The sequence below is a fragment of the Eudoraea algarum genome (assembly GCF_050589645.1).
GTDB lineage: Bacteria > Bacteroidota > Bacteroidia > Flavobacteriales > Flavobacteriaceae > JBNGOQ01.
In genome coordinates this window covers 847,887-865,962 of sequence record NZ_JBNGOQ010000002.1, presented here as the reverse complement: position 1 = coordinate 865,962, position 18,076 = coordinate 847,887, and the positions used below count along the sequence as shown (strand labels likewise).

Sequence of the window (18,076 nt, the reverse complement as noted above, 5' to 3'; positions counted from 1 at the left end):
TTACTTAAATTTAAAATCATCAACTGCTTTTATTATGTTATTTTCAATTTTAGCAACATAATGAACGGTAACTGTTCTTCCCCCTCCCAAAGGGCGATGTACAAATTGCATCTTGCTCCATCCAAGCCAACGAGAATCACCCATTCCTTCCTTTATTACAGCTCCCAAATAAGGGTTGTCTTGAACAAACTTCATTGCCCATTTTTCTGACATATTTCTGGCAACGGTTCTCCCAGTAGACCCCAAGCCTAAAGGCTTCAAAATTCCTAATGCTGATTTGCCTTCACCGCCTCCCGGAATAAAAAATAACGCGGAAAACAACGCGTCTGATCCTACCGTATTGTTTGTATCCAAAAAATCGTTCAACGTGGAATAAAACTCATCAACAGAAACTTCTCCATTTGAGTGCGCAGCTGCTAACCTGGACGGCGATGAGGCACCGGGAATATCAAAACTTTCTTGGACCTCGTTTATGTTTTTTGCTGATTGTTTAAATCCACCTAGGATGCGTTTCAAATTCTTTGCGTTTTCTTCGGTAGCCCGTGAATCGGACCCGATATTTTGCCCCAATCCGTTTATAGAATTGATAAGCCATGCAATGAAACTACCTCCATCTCCACCACAACAGTTTGTTTCTCCCGACTCTATTCTTGCAGCTCCTTGTTCAAAGTATTGCGCATATACCTTCCCCGCCTTCAAACTATTAGGGGTTATAGTGCCGGAATAGGAATCCCCTCTTCCATTAAGAAATCCGCCACCATTATACTTCGTAATCAACGCTCCCCCAGAATTGTAGGCAGCACTGGAGGCTAGCCTGCCATCAGGATCCTTAAAATAGATGGGGTTGTTGTAGGAATAGGTATAAGGACTATACCTCCTAATTACTTCCGCCAAAGGATCCAAATTCATCCACCTACCCAAGGTAGGGTCGTAGTTCCTAGCGGTAATATCTACCCAACCAAGTCCCAGTTCAGCTTGCTCTTCCTTACCGGTAAAGCCGTATTTATGATTGCGCCCATTCTGAACCGCATTGTACCCCTCGTGCTTTAGCCCAAAGGGATAGTAGTTGTTCTCCTCTCGTATTTCGGAAGTAGCTATGCTGCCATTACCGTTATCATCGGAATAGCTAAGGCGAATATTGCCCAAATGGTCCATATATTGGTACACGTAGTCCCAAGTGCTGCCGTCAGGCTCTACATAACCTTCGGGGTGATTAAAGAATTGCAAGGTGCTGTTCTCATATACATGGTTGCCTGCATATTCGGTTGTCACAGAACTTTGCCCGGTCTCGTTCACGATCTTCTTTTGTTTTACGCCCGTGGCGTCGTAAATATATTGAATATTTCCCGAAGCCAGGGTCACCTGTGTAGGTAAATTTAGATGGTTGTACGCAATACTTGTAATACCCTTATTGGTATCGGTAAGCATATTACCGTTGGCATCATAAGTGTAGTCGTCCACGGTGTCGGCAGCGGTGTTCACCGCATCGTCTTTGAAGCCAAAGGCATCTATAGCGGCGGCATCGGCCACCTTCATCAATTTATTACCGCTGTCATAGGTATAGGTCAGATCGTCCATGGTGCCAAAGGTGGTGGCCCCGCTGTTGGTATGCCCCTGCCGTTCCAAGGTCAGGATATTGCCCATCTTGTCATAGCTTATGCCGCTTACATTGTAGTTGCTACTGTTGGCCGTGGCATCGGTGATCCTATTGAGCACATCATAGCCGTACCGATACCAGCGCAAGACATTGTCATTGGCGGTCTTCCATTCCGTTTCCGAAACATTGCCATTATAGAGCGCCGTGCCGCCATGATCGGCCGTGTTGTAATTGATATCAAAGGCAAAAAGATCGCTCCCCAAATTGGCCGGATCGTTGATCTGCTTTAGCCAGCCCCGTACGTTATAGCTATAGTCTACCGTCTGCAAGGGCGTACTTTCCGTATTCCCTACTTTTTTGCGGACCAGTTGGCCTAGCTCATCGTATTTGTTCTGTACCAGCACCTCGGTATGGGAACCAATGGTCTGGGTCTGTTTGATCAAGCGGGCGGCATGGTCATAGGTAAAATCATCAATGGTGGTTATGGTGCTCTGCCCGGCCTTGGTATGGTCTGCCTTGGTCTGCAATACCTTGCCAGGGAAATCCAATAGCGTCAGCACGGCATCTACCGTATTGAGATAATTGTTCTTATTGGCCACATAGATCGGTCTGGCCTTAGCGTCATAACCGGTAATCGTGGTGATCCAGTTGGTCGTACCCAATACCCGCACCTTGCTTACCGTGGGCAATCCCTGGGTGTTACTGGCCTTGGGCTGCCCCAGTACAGTAGCCGGGACGTTCAGCCCATCCGAATCTACATAACTATCGTAATAGGTTACGGTATGGATTTCCGTTATCGTGCCTGGAATCGTATTATTGGAATAATATATCTGGGTCCCCGCAATGGTGGAGGAGCTACTTTGTCTGGTCTCGTACAAATCATAAAGAGAGGTGTTATTTGCCAAGTTCTGCATACCGGACCTCCCATTGCCGTTCACTATTAAGCCAGTGAAGGCCACCCGCCCAAAGGCGTCGTATTTGGTAAAGAGCCATTGGTCATTGGTCCGTTGATTCGCATCCTGTGTCATGACGGGTTGATCCAGTGGGTTGTAGATGATATATTCCCAGCCCTTGCCCGGGTTCTTTTTCTCCACCAAGCGGTTCCTATGGTCGTACTTGTACTGGTAACAGAGTTCGCTGAGTTCTGTACTGCTCACATTGTCCACGGTCACCTTGGGCGGAAGCACATAGGTGAGGTTGCCAAAGTCGTCATAGACGTAATAGGTGTCATGGGCCCCGCTCTTATAGGTGCGTTTAAGCACTACCCGGCCCAGTTTATCCGTATACTCCTCCATGCTATGGTCTGTGCCCGAGCTGTGGTTCTCGTCATAGGTAACGTTCTTATAGAGGGTTTTGGCGGCATAATGGCCGTTGTTGGACAGTTGGGGCACTTCCGGATCGCCACCGCTGAAAGTCACCGTAAAGTGGCGCACCTCGTTGGCCGCGTTGGTCTGGTAGGCAAATTCGATCTCGTGCCCGCCGCCCATTTTCCAGTCCTTGCCTGGAGCGGCCTGTTTCAGTACCCGGTTGAGGGGCGAGGCCTCAAAAGCTTTTTCGGAATAGGCGTTGATGTCCGCTACATTGGTAACGCCGGGATAATCAGCCGCATAGTTGTCCTTGTAGTATTGTTTAGTGGCCGTTTCCATATCCCCACTGCGGTAGCTCCCCACCGATCCGGTAGGCTCGTAATAGGGCAGCCATTCCTTCTCTTGCCGCCCGTACTCGTCATAACCCATATGGGCTATAATGTCCTTCTTGTCCGAGGAGGCCTTGATCCCTCCCTGCTGAACAGGTCTACCGAGGCCGTCGTAATACATGGCAACCTCGAGGACATCACTGTTCCTTTTTAGCGCGCCTGTGGCACCTGGATCTGTTGTGGCTACCTGGTAGGAACGGGTACTGACATAGTTGCCATCGCTCATGCTAGGGGCTATATATTCACAGCCATTGGGATTGGTGCTGTATACGTTAGGGCATTCGTCATCGCTGTTGGCCACATAATTAGCGGGTTGGGTACAGCTGGTGGTACTTACTGCCGGGTCCCCAAAACCGTCCCCATCACTGTCTTCATACCAGGTAGACGGGGAAGTCACGGTGACCTTTACACTACCGGTATAGAACGTTTGGCCGCAGGAACTGTCGGCACGTCGGTACCAACGGGAGGCCGTAAGTCCACTTGGCGGGTTGTAGGTGGTGGCAGAGGCCCCGCTGATATTGGTCCACCCACTGCTCCCGTTAGCGGAGTATTGCCATTGATAGGTATAGCTGCCATTGCCCCCTGTGGGCAAGGTGCTGCTGCCCAGTGTATTGGGATCTCCCCCTGAACAAATACTATGTGCCCCATTGATACCTCCCACCACAAGGGTGGGGTTCACAGTGACCTTTATATTGCCCGTATATACTGTTTGGCCACAGGAAATGGTCCTTCGGCGGTACCAGCGCGAAGCGGTAAGGCCGCTGGGTGGATTATAGGTGGTGGTGGTGGCCCCGCTAATGTTGGTCCACCCACTGCTGCCATTGGCGGAATACTGCCATTGATAGGCATAGCTCCCGTTGCCCCCGGAGGCCGAGCTGCTTGAGGTCAGCGTACCAGGATCTCCATTGTAACAGATGGTCTGTGTACCACCGATACCGCCCGGTGAGGGCGTGGTGTATACCGTTACCTTTACCGAACCCGTATATTTGGTCTGGGAGCAGGAGATGGCCCTTCTGCGGTACCAGCGTGAAGCGGTAAGGCCGCTGGGCGGGTTGTAGGTGGTAGAGGTGGCCCCACTGATGTTGGTCCATCCGCTGCTGCCGTTGGCGGAATACTGCCATTGGTAGGCATAGCTGCCGTTACCCCCTGAGGCCGAGCTACTGGAACTTAGGGTGCTGGGGTCACCATTGTAGCAGACCGATTGTACCCCGCCAATACTCCCAGCTACCAAGTTTGGCTGAACCGTTATCTTAACCGTGTTCGAATACGCGTTCTGTCCACTACAGGAAGCGATTCTTCTCCGGTACCAACGCGAAGCGGTTAGTCCGCCCGGTGGATTGTAGGAGGAGGAGGTGGCCCCACCGATATTGGTCCACCCACTGCTGCCGTTGGCAGAATACTGCCATTGGTAGGTATACCCTCCGCTACCGCCCGTACCGGAATTGGAATTGGCAATGTTGCCCGGGTTGCCACCGTAACAAATAGTACTTGCTCCAATAATGGTTCCCCCGCCCAGATTTGCAATTAAGACGCTGGCCACTCCCGAACTTACACTCCAAACACCGGAGCTGTTCCGGGCACGTATGTAATAGCCTCCGTTTCCCTCGTTGGCTATGAAGGTAGAGCCCGAGCCCTTGCTAGTGCTGGTACCGCTAGAACTTTTCCCCTGCCAGTACCAGGTGACACCGCTTGGGGGGGAGCCCGTGCGTTGCAGCGTAGCTTGGCCGCAGTTATTGCTCGAAATGGTCGGGTTAGCTGGGGCACTGGGCGCACCAAAGGTCACCGAAACTGTTTTGGATGCACTATAGGCGTTCCAATCTGCTCCCAGGATAGAGGCTGTGATCACGGTATTACCGGTATTGTTGAAACGTACGGTTACCGAGGAGATGGAGCTCGTGGTAATGGTAGCTCCATTGGTTACGCTCCAACTAGTGTTTGTAATTCCAGGTCCCGAAATGGTATAGGTCTTGGTGTCGTTCTTGTTTGCATTAGAGGAACCATTTAAGGTGTACTGGCCGTATAGCGCAGGAAAGCAGCAGAGCAGAAGGAAGAGTACCCATAGGGCTTTTCCGAAAGCCATGGGACTTGCTGTTGTTTTTTGTGTTTTGTAATACATGGTCTTTCGGTTTTAGTTTTTAATAAAGTAGGTTTCGGTGATGATGCTCTTGGTGTCCCCGGAAGCAATGTTGACCATCACCAACCGGTTCGGTACCGGGAAGGAGATCCGCTTGCGGAAGACCGACCCGTCCGGGGTCGTTATCTGTACGATGTTGTTGTTCTGTGCGGCCCAGTGGCCCACCAGGGTACTACCATCTGCCAGGCTTATCAAATAACTTCCATCGGGGGCAAAGCTTTCCGTTCTGCCTATATAAAAGGCCCTGATGGCGTTTTTCTGTGCGGGAAGGGTATCCAAACGCTGTTTGGCACCGGGGTCCATACGGGTCTCAAAGGTGCTGGCGTCAAAGGTCCAAGTGCCTACGATCGGATGTGGGGTATCTCCCTGGGCAGATAAGTTCTGCGCTGCCAAAAAGAACAGACTTAGCGTAAGGGTCAACAAAAATGGATAGGGATTACGGATATTTTTTTGATTTTTCATGGGTATCGGTATTGTGTTATTGTCCTTTAAAATGGTAATTGTAGTCCGTTACAACATTATCATCGGTATCCTTTACCGTCTTGAGGCGGTTGGAGGTATCGTACTCATAGCTCATGGTATAGCCCCTAGGATTGGTGACACTGCTAATGCCCACTCCGGGCTTGTAGAGGTAGGTGGTCACGAGGGCGTTGGCCAATCCATTGCGGATTTTGTTGAGTTCAGTGATCTTTGCGGCGTCCGTGCTGGTCTGGCTGTCAAGAACTGTGAGATCGACGCCGGTCCCGGTCACCTGGCTATAGGTGGCGTTCTGCACCTTGGCCACCGGGTACATACCGTCATAACCCCAAACATAGGTCACGGAGGTACCGTCGGTCTGTTTGTACTCCCTTAGGTTGCCATCGGTATCGTAGGAAACAAAGTCCATTCGTTGGGTAAGCGCATCATTGTCCTTGGCCTGGAGCACTTCGGTGCGCCAGTACTTGCCGGAAAAATTCCCGAACTTAAAGAGCGTTTGGGACAGCAAGGTTGTGTTTTCATACGTCCGTACAAGCACCGGTTCGGTGACCCGGTTTTCGGTGACCAGATCGCTCATATGGGAATAGGCGCTTACCCCATGGTCACTGTCAAAAGGGTAGAAGCGTTCTTCCTTGCGACTAATCCCGCTTTCCGAAGTGGTGGTCACCGTGCTCCGGGGCAGGTACCTGCTGGTCTCATAGGTATGGTTTACCGTAGTGGTGGTATAATCGGTCCCAAAATAGTCCTTGGTTTCGTTCGCATTCGGCAGGTAGTTGTTCCCGATCTGTCCATAGCCGTAGTCCGTGACCAGGCCGCCCGGGGAAAAGTGTGCCCGGTATACCGGAACGGAATCCAGTTCGTAATCAAAATAAGTATTGGACACGCTCTTTAATGGATAGGCACTGCCGCTATCATCAAAGACATCTTCCTGGACCACGGAGCCGTTCTTATAGCTGTATGAAATTGGAGGTACGCCCAAAAGGTAAGCATTGCCGTAGTGCACATCGTAATAGCCGGGAACATTGTGATAATCGTTGTAGTATTGCTGATGGATGACAAAGGTGGTCCCTATGTATTTGGTGAGGAACTGGTTCTTTTCATTGGCATAGGAGGTAATGACCCTGCCTTTGGCGGTGCCCGTGCTGTTAACGTCCTGTTCCTCTACGTGGGTATAGCCCATATGGCTGCCCTGGGCCGAAAATTTCAAAGATAATGGACTGCCGGAAGACATAGTGAAGACCTGAAGGAAGTTCTGGGGGGAATAATCGAACACCCCGTATTTGGAATGATAGACCAGTTCGTTCATCAGGATGCCCGAGGAAACGATCTGCCCCAGCTTGCTATGATCGTAGATATATTGTTTCTTACTGATAAAGCTCCCGTCCTCGTCCCGGTTGGTGACCGATTTAATCCGTGCTCCACCCACCGTGAATTCCAGAAAGGGCAGTAAACCCTCGTCAGGGGCAGCGGTATATTGTGCGCCTACGACGCTAGCGGTAAAGCCCGCCCCTCCGGGAGTTTGGATATGGGCCAGCTTTGTCATGCGGTAGGTACCATTGGGAAGACTGTAGGTCTCCGTAGTGGTGGTGTTACCTGCTCCCCGATGGTTGTATTCATGGAAATAGTACTTGGTCCCTGTGCCCAGGTTTTCCACCTGTACGGCATACTGTTGGGTAAAGCCGCCCGTACAGTTGAATCCGCAGGTGACATCGGCAGTAACCTCAAAGTTGTAGTCAAAAGGAAGGCCGTTGGTGGTATTGATTACAAAGTCCTCATTGAGTGCCAGAGGGCGCTGAAAATCGTCCGATAAGGTCCTTCGGATGTACTGATAGTTGTAGCTGTAGTCCGTGGAGTTCTGCAGGGGATTGGTAGGGTCCAGGGTAGGCTTGTCTATCAATGCCTCGTTGGCCTCGTACTCAAAATCGGTATAGCCTTTGGTGGGATAGGTAATCCTGGAGAGCAGACCAATCTTTGCATAGGCAATATCGGCGCCCTTGTCTGCCCCTTCCATATTGAAGAAATATTCCTTGTTGTTATTGCCGCAGCGCACCAGACGTCCAAAGGAGGGGATACGGGTGGCGTTTGTCTGTCCGTTGTAAAGGCCCCAGAAATCCACCGCCTTGCTGTCTTTGGCCGGTACATCGTTGGGCTGAATATAGGTAAAGGAATAGGTCTTATCGTTTACAGTGACCCCATCAAGCTTGAGGCGCATATACTTTTCCTTTTTGTAGCTGCCGGTGTCCGTAGATTGGTCGCTATTGAAGTATGATTGATTAAAGGTGATGTTCTTGATCTGCTCGTTCTTGGCGTTTTTCACCGTGATACCGGTAAGGCGCTTTACCACGTTGGCGAAGACGTTTCCACTAAGCGCGACACTAAAATTGGAGGAGGTCTGGTAGCGTGAGGAAAGATCAAAACGGTCGGACAACGTAAAGTCGACCGTTCCAAAATCGCCGCTGATCTGCTTAAGGTGCAGTCCTTCGAAACCTGTTATGGCGCATACCACTTTACGGTAGGTGGCGTCGTAGTCCAGATAGCCCACACCGTTATGCGTGCTGGTAACTGTACAGATATTAAAATCATAGCTATCGGCATAGTTGGGGTACCCAAAGTAAAAGGCCTTTTGGTAGGTAAACGTAATTTCCCTACCGCTTGGTGCTACTACCTTATCTATATGCCAGGCCGAGAGCTTGTGCTTGGTACGACCGTTATCAATCGTCTGGTAGTCCACCCCGTCTGCCAGGGCCCCGGCATCTGTGGAAACGCTGGCACCGCCTACGCTCCTATACGTAGTGGTGAATTCCTTGGTAATGTCATTGCTACCATTACCAAAGTGGAACTCAAAACCACGGCCATTGACCACCTTAAAGGTCTTTGCCGAAGTATCGTAATAGACCTTAAGTATCTTGCTGTTCAACACCGTTGCCTCTACCGTGTTGCCGGCTCCCTTCTTGGGCAGCACAAATTGCGCGGACTCCCCAAAAAGGCTAATTGTAAAGAGGTCTGGTTCCGTATCATAGGGGGTGGGACTGCTATAGGCATTAAAGAGTGCGGTCTCTTCCGTACTTGTAATGGGGTGGCTGTAGCTGGTACTGTATAGGTAGCCTACAGCACCCTCCCCGTTGACCAGATCATCATAATTGTTGATCTCACGGGTAATCACAGCATTGGCCGAGAGGTTCCAGCCCAGGCCCACCCAGGAGGCCTCCTGGGAAACCTTGATGCCCCCGGTCTGATAGGAGAGTACAATGGGGATCTGCAGGCCATCCAGGCTTATACTGTGCAGGGGCACATTTACATTGGCGGTCCCGGTGTACTTCCCCACCTGGGTAGCCCCATAGGTACCCATCTGGGCAACATCTGGGCTAGGGGGTACGAGTTCTGAAAAATAGCTTTTGTCCTGCGCCAGTCCGAATGCCGCGCTTAAGAGGTAAAGAATCGGAATTACTTTTTTGATCATGGTCATTACTGTTATTTTATCGGTTTTTGTTCCCTGTGATCAGGGCATACGCCGCCCGGGCAAGGGACAGAAAATGTCCAATGCGATAGCGGTACACAGTTTTTGATCGTTACTTCATAGTAACGGCGGTTCGCTGTGCAGAGCTGTTTTCATCACGTGCCCGTTTCCTGGGGAAAGGGACGCTTGTTATGGGAGGGGAGGACCTAGGCGGAGGAAAATTCCATGCCGCCGGCCGGTGGGATCAGGTATAGGTTTTTTTTGGGTCCTAATTGCTTCAGTAGGGTCGGGTGCCATGTGTTGGTAAGGGGTACATTCATGGGGTTCTCGTTTAAAAAGTGTTACATATTTGTTTTGTGTTATAAAACCTTTCCTAATATATAATTTATTTCTTATTTAATTGTAAGAAAGATCGGTATTTTTATCAACAATTTTGCATACGACCGCGAATGCCCCCGGAGTGGAGGGTTGTTAGTGGGCAGTGAACAGTTAGCAGTGAACAGTAAACAGTGAACAATTAGCAATAAACCTGAAACTAGAAACAGAATGCGGTGGACAGTGATGAGTTAATGAGTTAAGAGTTAATGAATTATGAATGTTGAGTTGATGGGTTTAGAGCTGCTAGTTAGTGGTGCCGGAGATTCCTCGCAGGCTCGGAATGACAAATGTGGGGCGCTGTCCGTTCGAGCGCAGTCGAGAACTCTTGTGGGATTCCAGTTTCCATTACATCTCGACTGCGCTCGATGTGACAGTTTTGGACAGCCGCCTACCGGGGACTGGAGATTCCTCACAGGCTCGGAATGACAAATCGTTCTGTATTGTCATTCAGAGCGAAGAAGCTCAACCCTTTCGCCAACAACCATCAATCTCAAACCTCAAACTTTAAACCTTAAACCTTGAACCAGAAACCTATTTAGCAACCTTGTCCACCACCACACGCTGCTCGCGGTTGGCCACTTCCCAAGCGGTATAAAAAATTAATTGCGTACGGTTCCTCAGCAGGTCATAATTGATCTTGTCCGCCGTGTCTGTAGGCCGGTGGTAATCGGCATGGGTACCGTTGAAATAGAAAATGATGGGAATATTGTTCTTCGCAAAATTGTAGTGATCGCTCCTAAAATAAAAACGGTTGGGGTCGTTCTCATCGTTATAGGTATAATCCAGTTCCAATTGGGTGTACTTGGCATTGATGGCCTCGGAAAGTTGATGCAGGTCACTGCTCAGTTTGTCCGAACCGATAAGATAGATATAGTTACGGTCCCCATCGCGCTTGGGATCTATGCGCCCGATCATATCGATATTCAGATTGGCCACGGTCTGTGAAAGTGGGAAGATGGGCGCTACATCCGTATAGTACTGCGAGCCTAAAAGCCCCTTTTCTTCTCCCGTAACATGGAGGAAGATAATGGATCGTTTAGGGCCCATACCCGCATCGGCGGCTTGTTTAAAAGCCTCAGCGATCTCCAGGAGCGCCACGGTCCCGGATCCATCATCATCGGCCCCATTGTTGATCTCCCCCTCATCGGTCACCCCAATATGATCTAGATGCGAGGAGATGATCAGGTATTCATTGGGTTTTTCCGAACCGCGGATTATGGCCGCCACATTTTCGGTCTGTACGCCATTGCCGGTATTTTCCACCGCAAAGGAAAGTGAAACAGGAAGTACCCTGGCCGCGTGTTCGGTAGCGATATCGGACATAAGGCGCCGCGCCATATCACCGTTTACAATAAAGCTTATAAAATCGGGCTCCACATTATCCTGTAGTCCCAATTTGCTCTTATTGATATTTTTTAAATTGTTGAAACGCCGCTGGATGCGGCCAAAATTGGTATCGTCCCAATAGATGACTCCCTTGGCGCCCTTGTTCAAAGCAAGCTCAAAGCGCTTGCTAATGGCCTCCGATCTGCTGCTCCAAGCCGATTTTTGGTCCGTGCCCGACAGCGTATAACTACCATTCCCGTCCATGGGCTCTCCAGCCTTAAACAGCACAATTTTTCCCGTGACGTCCAAATCTTTGTAATCGGAATAGTCATCCTGCTCAATACCATAACCCACATAGACTAGCTCACTGTAAGTACCATTGGCCGGGGTAAAGGTCACTATGCTCTCTCCTAACGGATATTCAGTGCCGTTGATGCTGACATTTCCTTCCGGGGCCTGCCCCGTTTGTAGTGGCACGTTTTGAAAATAGTCGCCATCGGCCTTGGCGGCAGGGACGCCCATCTTCTCATATTCCGATTTGATGTAGGCCACTGCCTTTTTTTGTCCTGGTGTACCTGTTTCCCGTCCCTCGAATTCATCGGAAGCATAGGTATAAAGGTGGTCCTTTAGCTCTTGTTCCGTTATGGTCTTGGCATAGGTAAGCTCAGGCTGGGCGGTTCCGGCATTTTCATCCGTCGGTATTACCGTTTTTTGGGAGGAATTGCAGGCCAGGGCAAGGGCGATTGTAAGATAGGCTAGGTGCTTCATTTTCTTATCCTTGGTTCATGTAAAATTTCCCAAAAATAGTGAAAAGAAAACGAATTTTAGCGTGGAAACAGAAAATCCCGACCAAAATCATTGCTGCAAAAATGTTGAAAAGGAACACTTGGCCGAGAGTAAAAAGAAGCGTATTTTGCATGCGAATTAGACTCATTTTTTGGCGAAATAAAACACATTTGGATATGGAGATAGCTTGGAAAGGCGTAATGCCTGCGGTTACCACAAAATTCACGAAGCAAGACACTTTGGACCTGGAAATGTTCGGTGTAAATATCCGGGCACAATTGGATGCGGGCGTACACGGGATCATCCTGGGGGGCACCTTGGGAGAGGCCAGTACCCTCACCGATGACGAAAAGAATACCCTGATCCAGACCACAGTAGACCTGGTACAGGGCAAGGTCCCGGTTATTATCAACATTGCCGAACAGACCACCAAAGGGGCCATTGAAGCGGCCCATACTGCCGAAAAATATGGTGCCAACGGTCTTATGATGTTGCCCCCTATGCGGTATAAGGCCAATGATCATGAAACAGTCACCTATTTTAAAGCTGTAGCAGCGGAAACAGCTATGCCGATCATGGTCTACAACAATCCCATCGATTATGGGATCGAGGTGAAGCTCAACATGTTCGAAACCTTATTGGAGCATAAGAACATACAGGCGGTAAAGGAATCTACCCGTGATATTTCCAATATCACCCGTATCCGGAACCGCTTTGGAGATCGCTTAAAAATTCTCAGCGGTGTCGATACCTTGGCATTGGAGAGCTTGCTCCTTGGAGCGGACGGTTGGGTGGCCGGACTGGTATGTGCCTTTCCCGAAGAGACCGTCGCCATCTACGAATTGGCACATGCAGGACGAATCGCCGAGGCATTGGAGATTTACCGTTGGTTTTTGCCCTTGTTGGAATTGGATATTAGCCCACAATTGGTGCAGAACATAAAACTGGCCGAAGTGGCCACGGGGATCGGTACGGAACAGGTGCGGGCACCGCGCTTACCCTTGCAGGGAGCGGAAAGACAACGCGTATTACAAATTATTGAGGCAGGACTAAAGACAAGACCGGTACTTCCGAACTACAAAGCACTACAGCCATGCTAGCGATACGGCCTACCTGCGAGCATTGCAATACGTCCTTGCCCTATGATTCGGAGGAGGCTATGATCTGTACCTTTGAATGTACGTATTGCCGCGATTGTGTTGAAAATGTGCTGCATGAGGTCTGCCCCAATTGCGGGGGCAATTTTACGCCGCGGCCCGTTAGACCCAAGGACCTCTTGGAGAAATATCCGGTGTCCAAAAAAATAGTGCACAAACCGGTGGATGTACAGGCACATCTAAGACGAATAGGAAAAATATGATAACGGGAAAAAACTATATCGGGCAGGAACTGTCCGCCAGCGGAAAAACAACCTTTACCACCTTTGACCCGCTTACGGAACGGGCCAATCCCGCTACCTTTTACGAGGCCACGGAGGCAGAGATCGATGAGGCGGTCCGCTTGGCCACGGAAGCCTTTGACAAGTTCGGAAAACTATCGGGTGATCGGAAAGCGGAGTTCTTGCAGGCCATAGCCGATGAGATCCTTGCCTTGGACGATATTTTGATCCAGACCTATTGTTCGGAAACCGGACTGCCCCAAGGGCGGGCCCGGGGGGAACGAGGTAGAACGGTGGGACAGCTACGTGCCTTTGCCGAATTGGTGGCCGAGAGCTCCTGGGTAGAGGCAAGCATTGATCGGGCACAAGCGGACCGCAAGCCCATCCCAAAACCAGATTTACGGAAAATGTTGGTCCCTTTGGGGCCCGTCGCCGTCTTCGGCGCCAGTAATTTTCCCTTGGCCTATTCCACGGCCGGTGGGGATACGGCCGCCGCCCTTGCCGCAGGATGTCCCGTAGTAGTCAAAAGCCATCCCATGCATGCCGGAACGGGCGAGCTGGTAGCTTCCGCCATTGTGAGAGCGGCCAAAAAAACAGGAATGCCCCAAGGGGTCTTCTCCAATTTGAACAGTAGTGGAATTGCCGTGGGCACCCAACTAGTGCAACATCCCGGAATAAAGGCAGTAGGCTTTACCGGGAGCATTGGGGGCGGAAGAGCCTTATTTGATCTGGCCTCCCGTCGCAGGGAACCTATTCCCGTATTTGCTGAAATGGGGAGTGTAAATCCGGTGGTCCTTTTACCAAACGCTGTCCGGGACCGTGGTAACGAGTGGGCCAAGACCTACGCCAGCTCCATCACTTTGGGTAGCGGGCAGTTTTGTACCAATCCGGGCCTGTTATTGGGGTTGGCGGACCAAAATCTAAGCACTTTTGCAGAAACCTTGGCGGAAGAAATCCTAAAGATCGATCCCAGTTGTATGTTGCATCCCAATATAAGGAAGAACTATGAAGGGAACCGGGCGAAGGCCCTGTCCCAGGAGGGCCTAAGTGTCCTGGCGAGATACGACAAGGAAGTCGGAACGAATTTTGCCGGACAGACCGTGGCGCTGGTAGATGGGAAACGCTTTCTGGAACATCCGGTGCTGCACCAAGAAGTTTTTGGCCCCTATTCGCTGATTGTGCAATGTGCGGATGCGGAAGAGCTAGAACAGATTATTGCCCAACTCGAAGGACAACTTACAGGAACGGTACTTGCCGAGGGGGACGAGGCAAAGGACTATGACAAGGTCATTTCGGCCCTGCGTAACAGGGTCGGGCGCCTGATCTTCAACGGGGTACCCACCGGCGTGGAGGTCTGTGCTTCCATGCAGCATGGCGGACCGTATCCCGCTTCCACGGATAGCCGCTTTACCGCGGTGGGCATCCATTCCATAAAACGCTGGGCAAGACCGGTAAGCTATCAAGATTGGCCCGATGCCCTCTTGCCGGAAGAACTCAAGGAAGCCAATCCCTTGGGTATCCGTAGGCAAACTGATGGTATTTTCGAATCCTAAACAGAACGTATGGCCAGAACCACCTTTAGCTGCATCGATGCACATACTTGTGGCAATCCCGTACGCCTGGTGGTCTCCGGCAAGCCCAAACTGAAGGGTAAGACCATAAAGGAAAAGCGACTGCATTTTATGGAGGAATACGATTGGATCCGTCGGGGACTCATGTTCGAACCAAGGGGCCATGATATGATGAGCGGCAGTATGCTGTACCCCGCAGCCGATTCGGAAAATGACTTTGCCGTACTGTTCATTGAGACCAGTGGATGTCTGCCCATGTGCGGACATGGTACGATCGGCACGGTGACCATTGCGCTGGAAGAAGGCCTTGTTACCCCAAAAACCCCAGGAAAACTACGGATGGAGACGCCCGCGGGCGTGGTGGAGATCCGTTACGAACAGACCGATGGTAAGGTACAGTGGGTACAGATTACCAATGTAAAATCCTACCTAGCGGCCCAAGGGCTTGCCGTGATGAGCACAACATTGGGGGAACTTCATTTTGATGTGGCCTATGGAGGGAATTTCTACGCCATTGTGGATCCACAAACCAATTTTAGCGGCATACAGGATTTTTCGGCCAGTGAACTTATTGGACTGAGCCAAGAGCTTCGAAAAAAGATCAACCTCAAGTACCCGGACCGTTTTATACACCCTGAAGATCCGAACATCAGGGACGTGAGCCATATGTTGTGGACAGGAACGCCCATTTCGCCAGAGGCAACAGCAAGGAATGCGGTGTTCTATGGCGACAAGGCCATTGATCGCTCCCCTTGTGGCACCGGTACCTCGGCACGGATGGCGCAGTGGTATGCCCAGAGAAAACTTAAGCCGGGAGAGCCCTTTGTACACGAAAGCTACATTGGGTCCCAGTTTATTGGAAGGATAGAGGCCGTGACCACCCTAGCTGGACATACCGCCATTGTACCCAGCATACAGGGTTGGGCCAAGATCTACGGGCGTAACACCATTGTCATTGACGATGACGATCCCTATGCCCATGGGTTTCAGGTGCTCTAAAGAAAGAATGACCCCAAAAGGTAACCTGGGTTACCTAAAATGAACCAAAACACGCTAGTTTTGAATACGCACAGGAAATATAGGCGAACCGCGCGGCGACTGTACCGGATCTTGATCGTTATCCTGGCCCTGACCACCGTTTTGGCCATCATTGCCATCTATTTCTTGGGAGATTGACCTATTTTAGCGTGTATAAAGCGATATGGAACACTATATAAACGCCTTCACGGATTCTTTTTGGGGCAGCGTCGATTGGACCTGGAAATCGATTCTTTTCCAGGTACCCTGGTACATCAATTATTTTTGGGGCCTTATCCTTATCTCCTTGCTTATTTGGGGCCTGGAAATTCGCTTCCCCTGGCGAAAGCAACAGTCCATTTTTAGGAAGGATTTTTGGCTCGATGGCTTCTATATGTTCTTCAACTTTTTTATTTTTTCCATTGTCATCAGTGGGTTCTACAAACTGTTGGAATTGGGCTTCGCCGACCTGGGGCTTTCCTCAAAAAGTTTGGTTCTGGTAGACATGTCGGGCCTTCCACTTTGGATACAGTTGATTGTTTTTTTTGTGGTGCTCGATTTTGTGCAGTGGTTTACCCATATTTTGCTACACCGCTATCCCTTTCTCTGGAAGTTCCACAAAATCCATCATTCAGTAAAGGAAATGGGTTTTGCCGCCCACTTGCGCTACCATTGGATGGAAAATATTCTGTACAAGCCCCTAAAAACCCTTGGAGTTATGGTTTTGGGTGGCTTTGAGCCCGAACAGGCCTATATTGTACACTTTTTGGCCATTGCCATCGGTCATCTAAACCATGCCAACATTAAGCTGAGTTGGGGTCCGTTAAAATATCTCATCAACAATCCGGTAATGCATTTGTACCACCACGCCTATGAACTGCCCGAAGGGAAGTATGGGGTTAATTTCGGCATCAGTCTAAGTGTGTGGGACTACCTCTTTGGAACCAACTACATTCCCGAGGACAGTGGCACCATTGGGCTTGGATTTCCGGGCGATGAAGAGGTCCCGAAGGGTTTTTTCCGGCAGATTATCTATGGTTTGGGGAAGTGGGGCAAGGCACGACCCCAAAAGTGGCCCTAGGCTATTTCATCACCTTTTTCAAGACCTTTTCAATGCGCTTACGGCGACTTTCCTTTTCTACCTCCTTTAAGCGCAGTTGAAGCGTATCCACGAAGCGGGTTTTGTTATGATCGGTGATGATGGGCAGGCTTCTTTCGGCATACATGGGAAGTTGGTTCACCGGACTTTTCAGCAATTGTTCATTGAGCAGTGCAAAGGCGTTTTTAGCATATTTGGGAAATGCGGCCAGCTGTATCAGAATGTTCACGGCATGGTCCCGCGTAATGACCGAACCTTTGTCCGCCGCATCCATGATGAGCGGGAGTTTCGCGTGGATCTCTTTGGGCCTTTCCCTGGCAATCGTGCCCAGGGCGGTCATGGCGCCCCACTGCAAGCGATTGTCCTTATGTTCCAAAAGCGTTAAAAACCGTTTCCAGTGTTTAGCGATCAGCTGAGGCCTTTGCTCCCCGATTTCGTAGAGCACTTTGATACAATCGTGAAGTACGGCCTTGTCCTTATGGTTCAAAAGGCCCATTAGTTCCGTTACGGCCTCCTCGTCTTCCGTGGTAACGATTTCCCGTGCCAGTTCCTGGTTGGGAATTTCGTCCCTCCGGTCCAGGGAGGAAGCCAGTTTGTCCAAAACAGTCATATATACCTTATAAGGTTTTGTCCGTTAAAGTACTGCTTTTTTGGGTTTTCATATACCTGCGGATGCCCAGGGTCTGCAGTATGGCAAAAATCAACACGGCCAAATTGGTGAGTACGATCAGCGCAATACCTACCGAGCTGAATTCGTTTTGCATCCCCAGATGGACAAATCCCATGAGCACATAGAGAAAATCGAGCACAATAATGACCCAGACCAATATTTTAGGTATTTTTTTCCGGTAGGCCGCATACAATACAATGCTTCCGAAAACAACAAGTTGTACGGCAAAAGCCACTGGCTGTCCGTTGACCATCTCGTTGACGGCCCTTAGGCTATTGCCCAATAAGATCGCTACCAGGGCCGAACCCAAGGAGAAAAATCCGTTGGCCCTTAGGGCCTTTCTGAGCAGTGATGCCTTTTCCATAGCTGTGCTGTTTATGCGAAAGGGCCATTTGGCCTACCGCTGTTTTTGGTGCAATACTATTGCAAATGCCCTGGTTTTGCGTACCGCTAAATTGAGGGTGACCTATTTGTAGCGTGTTGGGAAGCA

At 50.2% G+C, this 18,076-nt stretch carries 11 protein-coding genes; 5 read left to right on the top strand and 6 right to left on the bottom strand.

The features are described 5' to 3' along the window. The 4 genes from ACRD67_RS10230 to ACRD67_RS10215 all read right to left on the bottom strand — a co-directional run bounded on the left by ACRD67_RS10230 (window position 1) and on the right by ACRD67_RS10215 (window position 11,833). Window positions 1-5,409, bottom strand: a complete 5,409-nt coding sequence (locus ACRD67_RS10230) for a DUF8696 domain-containing protein (RefSeq protein ID WP_430967043.1) — start codon at window positions 5,407-5,409, stop codon at window positions 1-3. A 12-nt stretch (window positions 5,410-5,421) separates the two neighbouring features. Continuing rightward, window positions 5,422-5,889, bottom strand: coding sequence for a hypothetical protein (locus tag ACRD67_RS10225; protein WP_430967042.1), 468 nt, complete (start codon window positions 5,887-5,889; stop codon window positions 5,422-5,424). A gap of 16 nt (window positions 5,890-5,905) precedes the next feature. Next, a complete protein-coding gene (locus ACRD67_RS10220) occupies window positions 5,906-9,370 on the bottom strand; it encodes an RHS repeat domain-containing protein (RefSeq protein WP_430967041.1) in 3,465 nt (1,154 codons plus the stop codon). 900 nt (window positions 9,371-10,270) lie between these two features. After that, the gene (locus ACRD67_RS10215) at window positions 10,271-11,833 is read right to left on the bottom strand and encodes a M28 family peptidase (RefSeq protein WP_430967040.1); all 1,563 of its coding nucleotides are present in this window, start codon (window positions 11,831-11,833) and stop codon (window positions 10,271-10,273) included. A gap of 194 nt (window positions 11,834-12,027) precedes the next feature. On the opposite strand from ACRD67_RS10215, the gene ACRD67_RS10210 reads away from it, so the two are divergent. The 5 genes from ACRD67_RS10210 (at window position 12,028) to ACRD67_RS10190 (ending at window position 16,898) form a co-directional block, all read left to right on the top strand. Then, window positions 12,028-12,951 (top strand): dihydrodipicolinate synthase family protein, encoded by a 924-nt coding sequence (locus tag ACRD67_RS10210; RefSeq protein WP_430967039.1) that lies wholly within the window; start codon window positions 12,028-12,030, stop codon window positions 12,949-12,951. Then, complete coding sequence (locus ACRD67_RS10205) at window positions 12,945-13,211, top strand: DUF1272 domain-containing protein (protein ID WP_430967038.1); 267 nt, start codon at window positions 12,945-12,947, stop codon at window positions 13,209-13,211. Before ACRD67_RS10210 ends, ACRD67_RS10205 begins: the two co-directional genes overlap by 7 nt. Continuing rightward, window positions 13,208-14,782, top strand: coding sequence for an aldehyde dehydrogenase (NADP(+)) (locus ACRD67_RS10200; protein ID WP_430967037.1), 1,575 nt, complete (start codon window positions 13,208-13,210; stop codon window positions 14,780-14,782). The genes ACRD67_RS10205 and ACRD67_RS10200 overlap by 4 nt, the downstream gene beginning before the upstream one ends. A gap of 9 nt (window positions 14,783-14,791) precedes the next feature. Then, window positions 14,792-15,799, top strand: a complete 1,008-nt coding sequence (locus ACRD67_RS10195) for a 4-hydroxyproline epimerase (RefSeq protein ID WP_430967036.1) — start codon at window positions 14,792-14,794, stop codon at window positions 15,797-15,799. Between the two features lie 202 nt (window positions 15,800-16,001). Further along, entirely contained in the window at window positions 16,002-16,898 is an 897-nt protein-coding gene (locus ACRD67_RS10190; protein WP_430967035.1) for a sterol desaturase family protein, read from the top strand. A 1-nt stretch (window position 16,899) separates the two neighbouring features. Here ACRD67_RS10190 and ACRD67_RS10185 read toward each other — a convergent pair whose 3' ends face one another. Both ACRD67_RS10185 and ACRD67_RS10180 read right to left on the bottom strand, forming a co-directional pair. Further along, on the bottom strand, window positions 16,900-17,526 hold the full coding sequence (locus ACRD67_RS10185) for a HEAT repeat domain-containing protein (RefSeq protein ID WP_430967034.1): 627 nt from the start codon (window positions 17,524-17,526) through the stop codon (window positions 16,900-16,902). Window positions 17,527-17,533: 7 nt separating this feature from the next. Continuing rightward, complete coding sequence (locus ACRD67_RS10180; protein ID WP_430967033.1) at window positions 17,534-17,950, bottom strand: hypothetical protein; 417 nt, start codon at window positions 17,948-17,950, stop codon at window positions 17,534-17,536. Window positions 17,951-18,076: the final 126 nt, after the last annotated feature.

Excerpts from the sequence above, each read along its gene's own strand:
- ACRD67_RS10230 (WP_430967043.1), bottom strand. The coding sequence starts at position 5,409 with ATGTATTACAAAACACAAAAAACAACAGCAAGTCCCATGGCTTTCGGA.
- ACRD67_RS10225 (WP_430967042.1), bottom strand. The coding sequence starts at position 5,889 with ATGAAAAATCAAAAAAATATCCGTAATCCCTATCCATTTTTGTTGACC.
- ACRD67_RS10220 (WP_430967041.1), bottom strand. The coding sequence starts at position 9,370 with ATGACCATGATCAAAAAAGTAATTCCGATTCTTTACCTCTTAAGCGCG.
- ACRD67_RS10215 (WP_430967040.1), bottom strand. The coding sequence starts at position 11,833 with ATGAAGCACCTAGCCTATCTTACAATCGCCCTTGCCCTGGCCTGCAAT.
- ACRD67_RS10210 (WP_430967039.1), top strand. The coding sequence starts at position 12,028 with ATGGAGATAGCTTGGAAAGGCGTAATGCCTGCGGTTACCACAAAATTC.
- ACRD67_RS10205 (WP_430967038.1), top strand. The coding sequence starts at position 12,945 with ATGCTAGCGATACGGCCTACCTGCGAGCATTGCAATACGTCCTTGCCC.
- ACRD67_RS10200 (WP_430967037.1), top strand. The coding sequence starts at position 13,208 with ATGATAACGGGAAAAAACTATATCGGGCAGGAACTGTCCGCCAGCGGA.
- ACRD67_RS10195 (WP_430967036.1), top strand. The coding sequence starts at position 14,792 with ATGGCCAGAACCACCTTTAGCTGCATCGATGCACATACTTGTGGCAAT.
- ACRD67_RS10190 (WP_430967035.1), top strand. The coding sequence starts at position 16,002 with ATGGAACACTATATAAACGCCTTCACGGATTCTTTTTGGGGCAGCGTC.
- ACRD67_RS10185 (WP_430967034.1), bottom strand. The coding sequence starts at position 17,526 with ATGACTGTTTTGGACAAACTGGCTTCCTCCCTGGACCGGAGGGACGAA.
- ACRD67_RS10180 (WP_430967033.1), bottom strand. The coding sequence starts at position 17,950 with ATGGAAAAGGCATCACTGCTCAGAAAGGCCCTAAGGGCCAACGGATTT.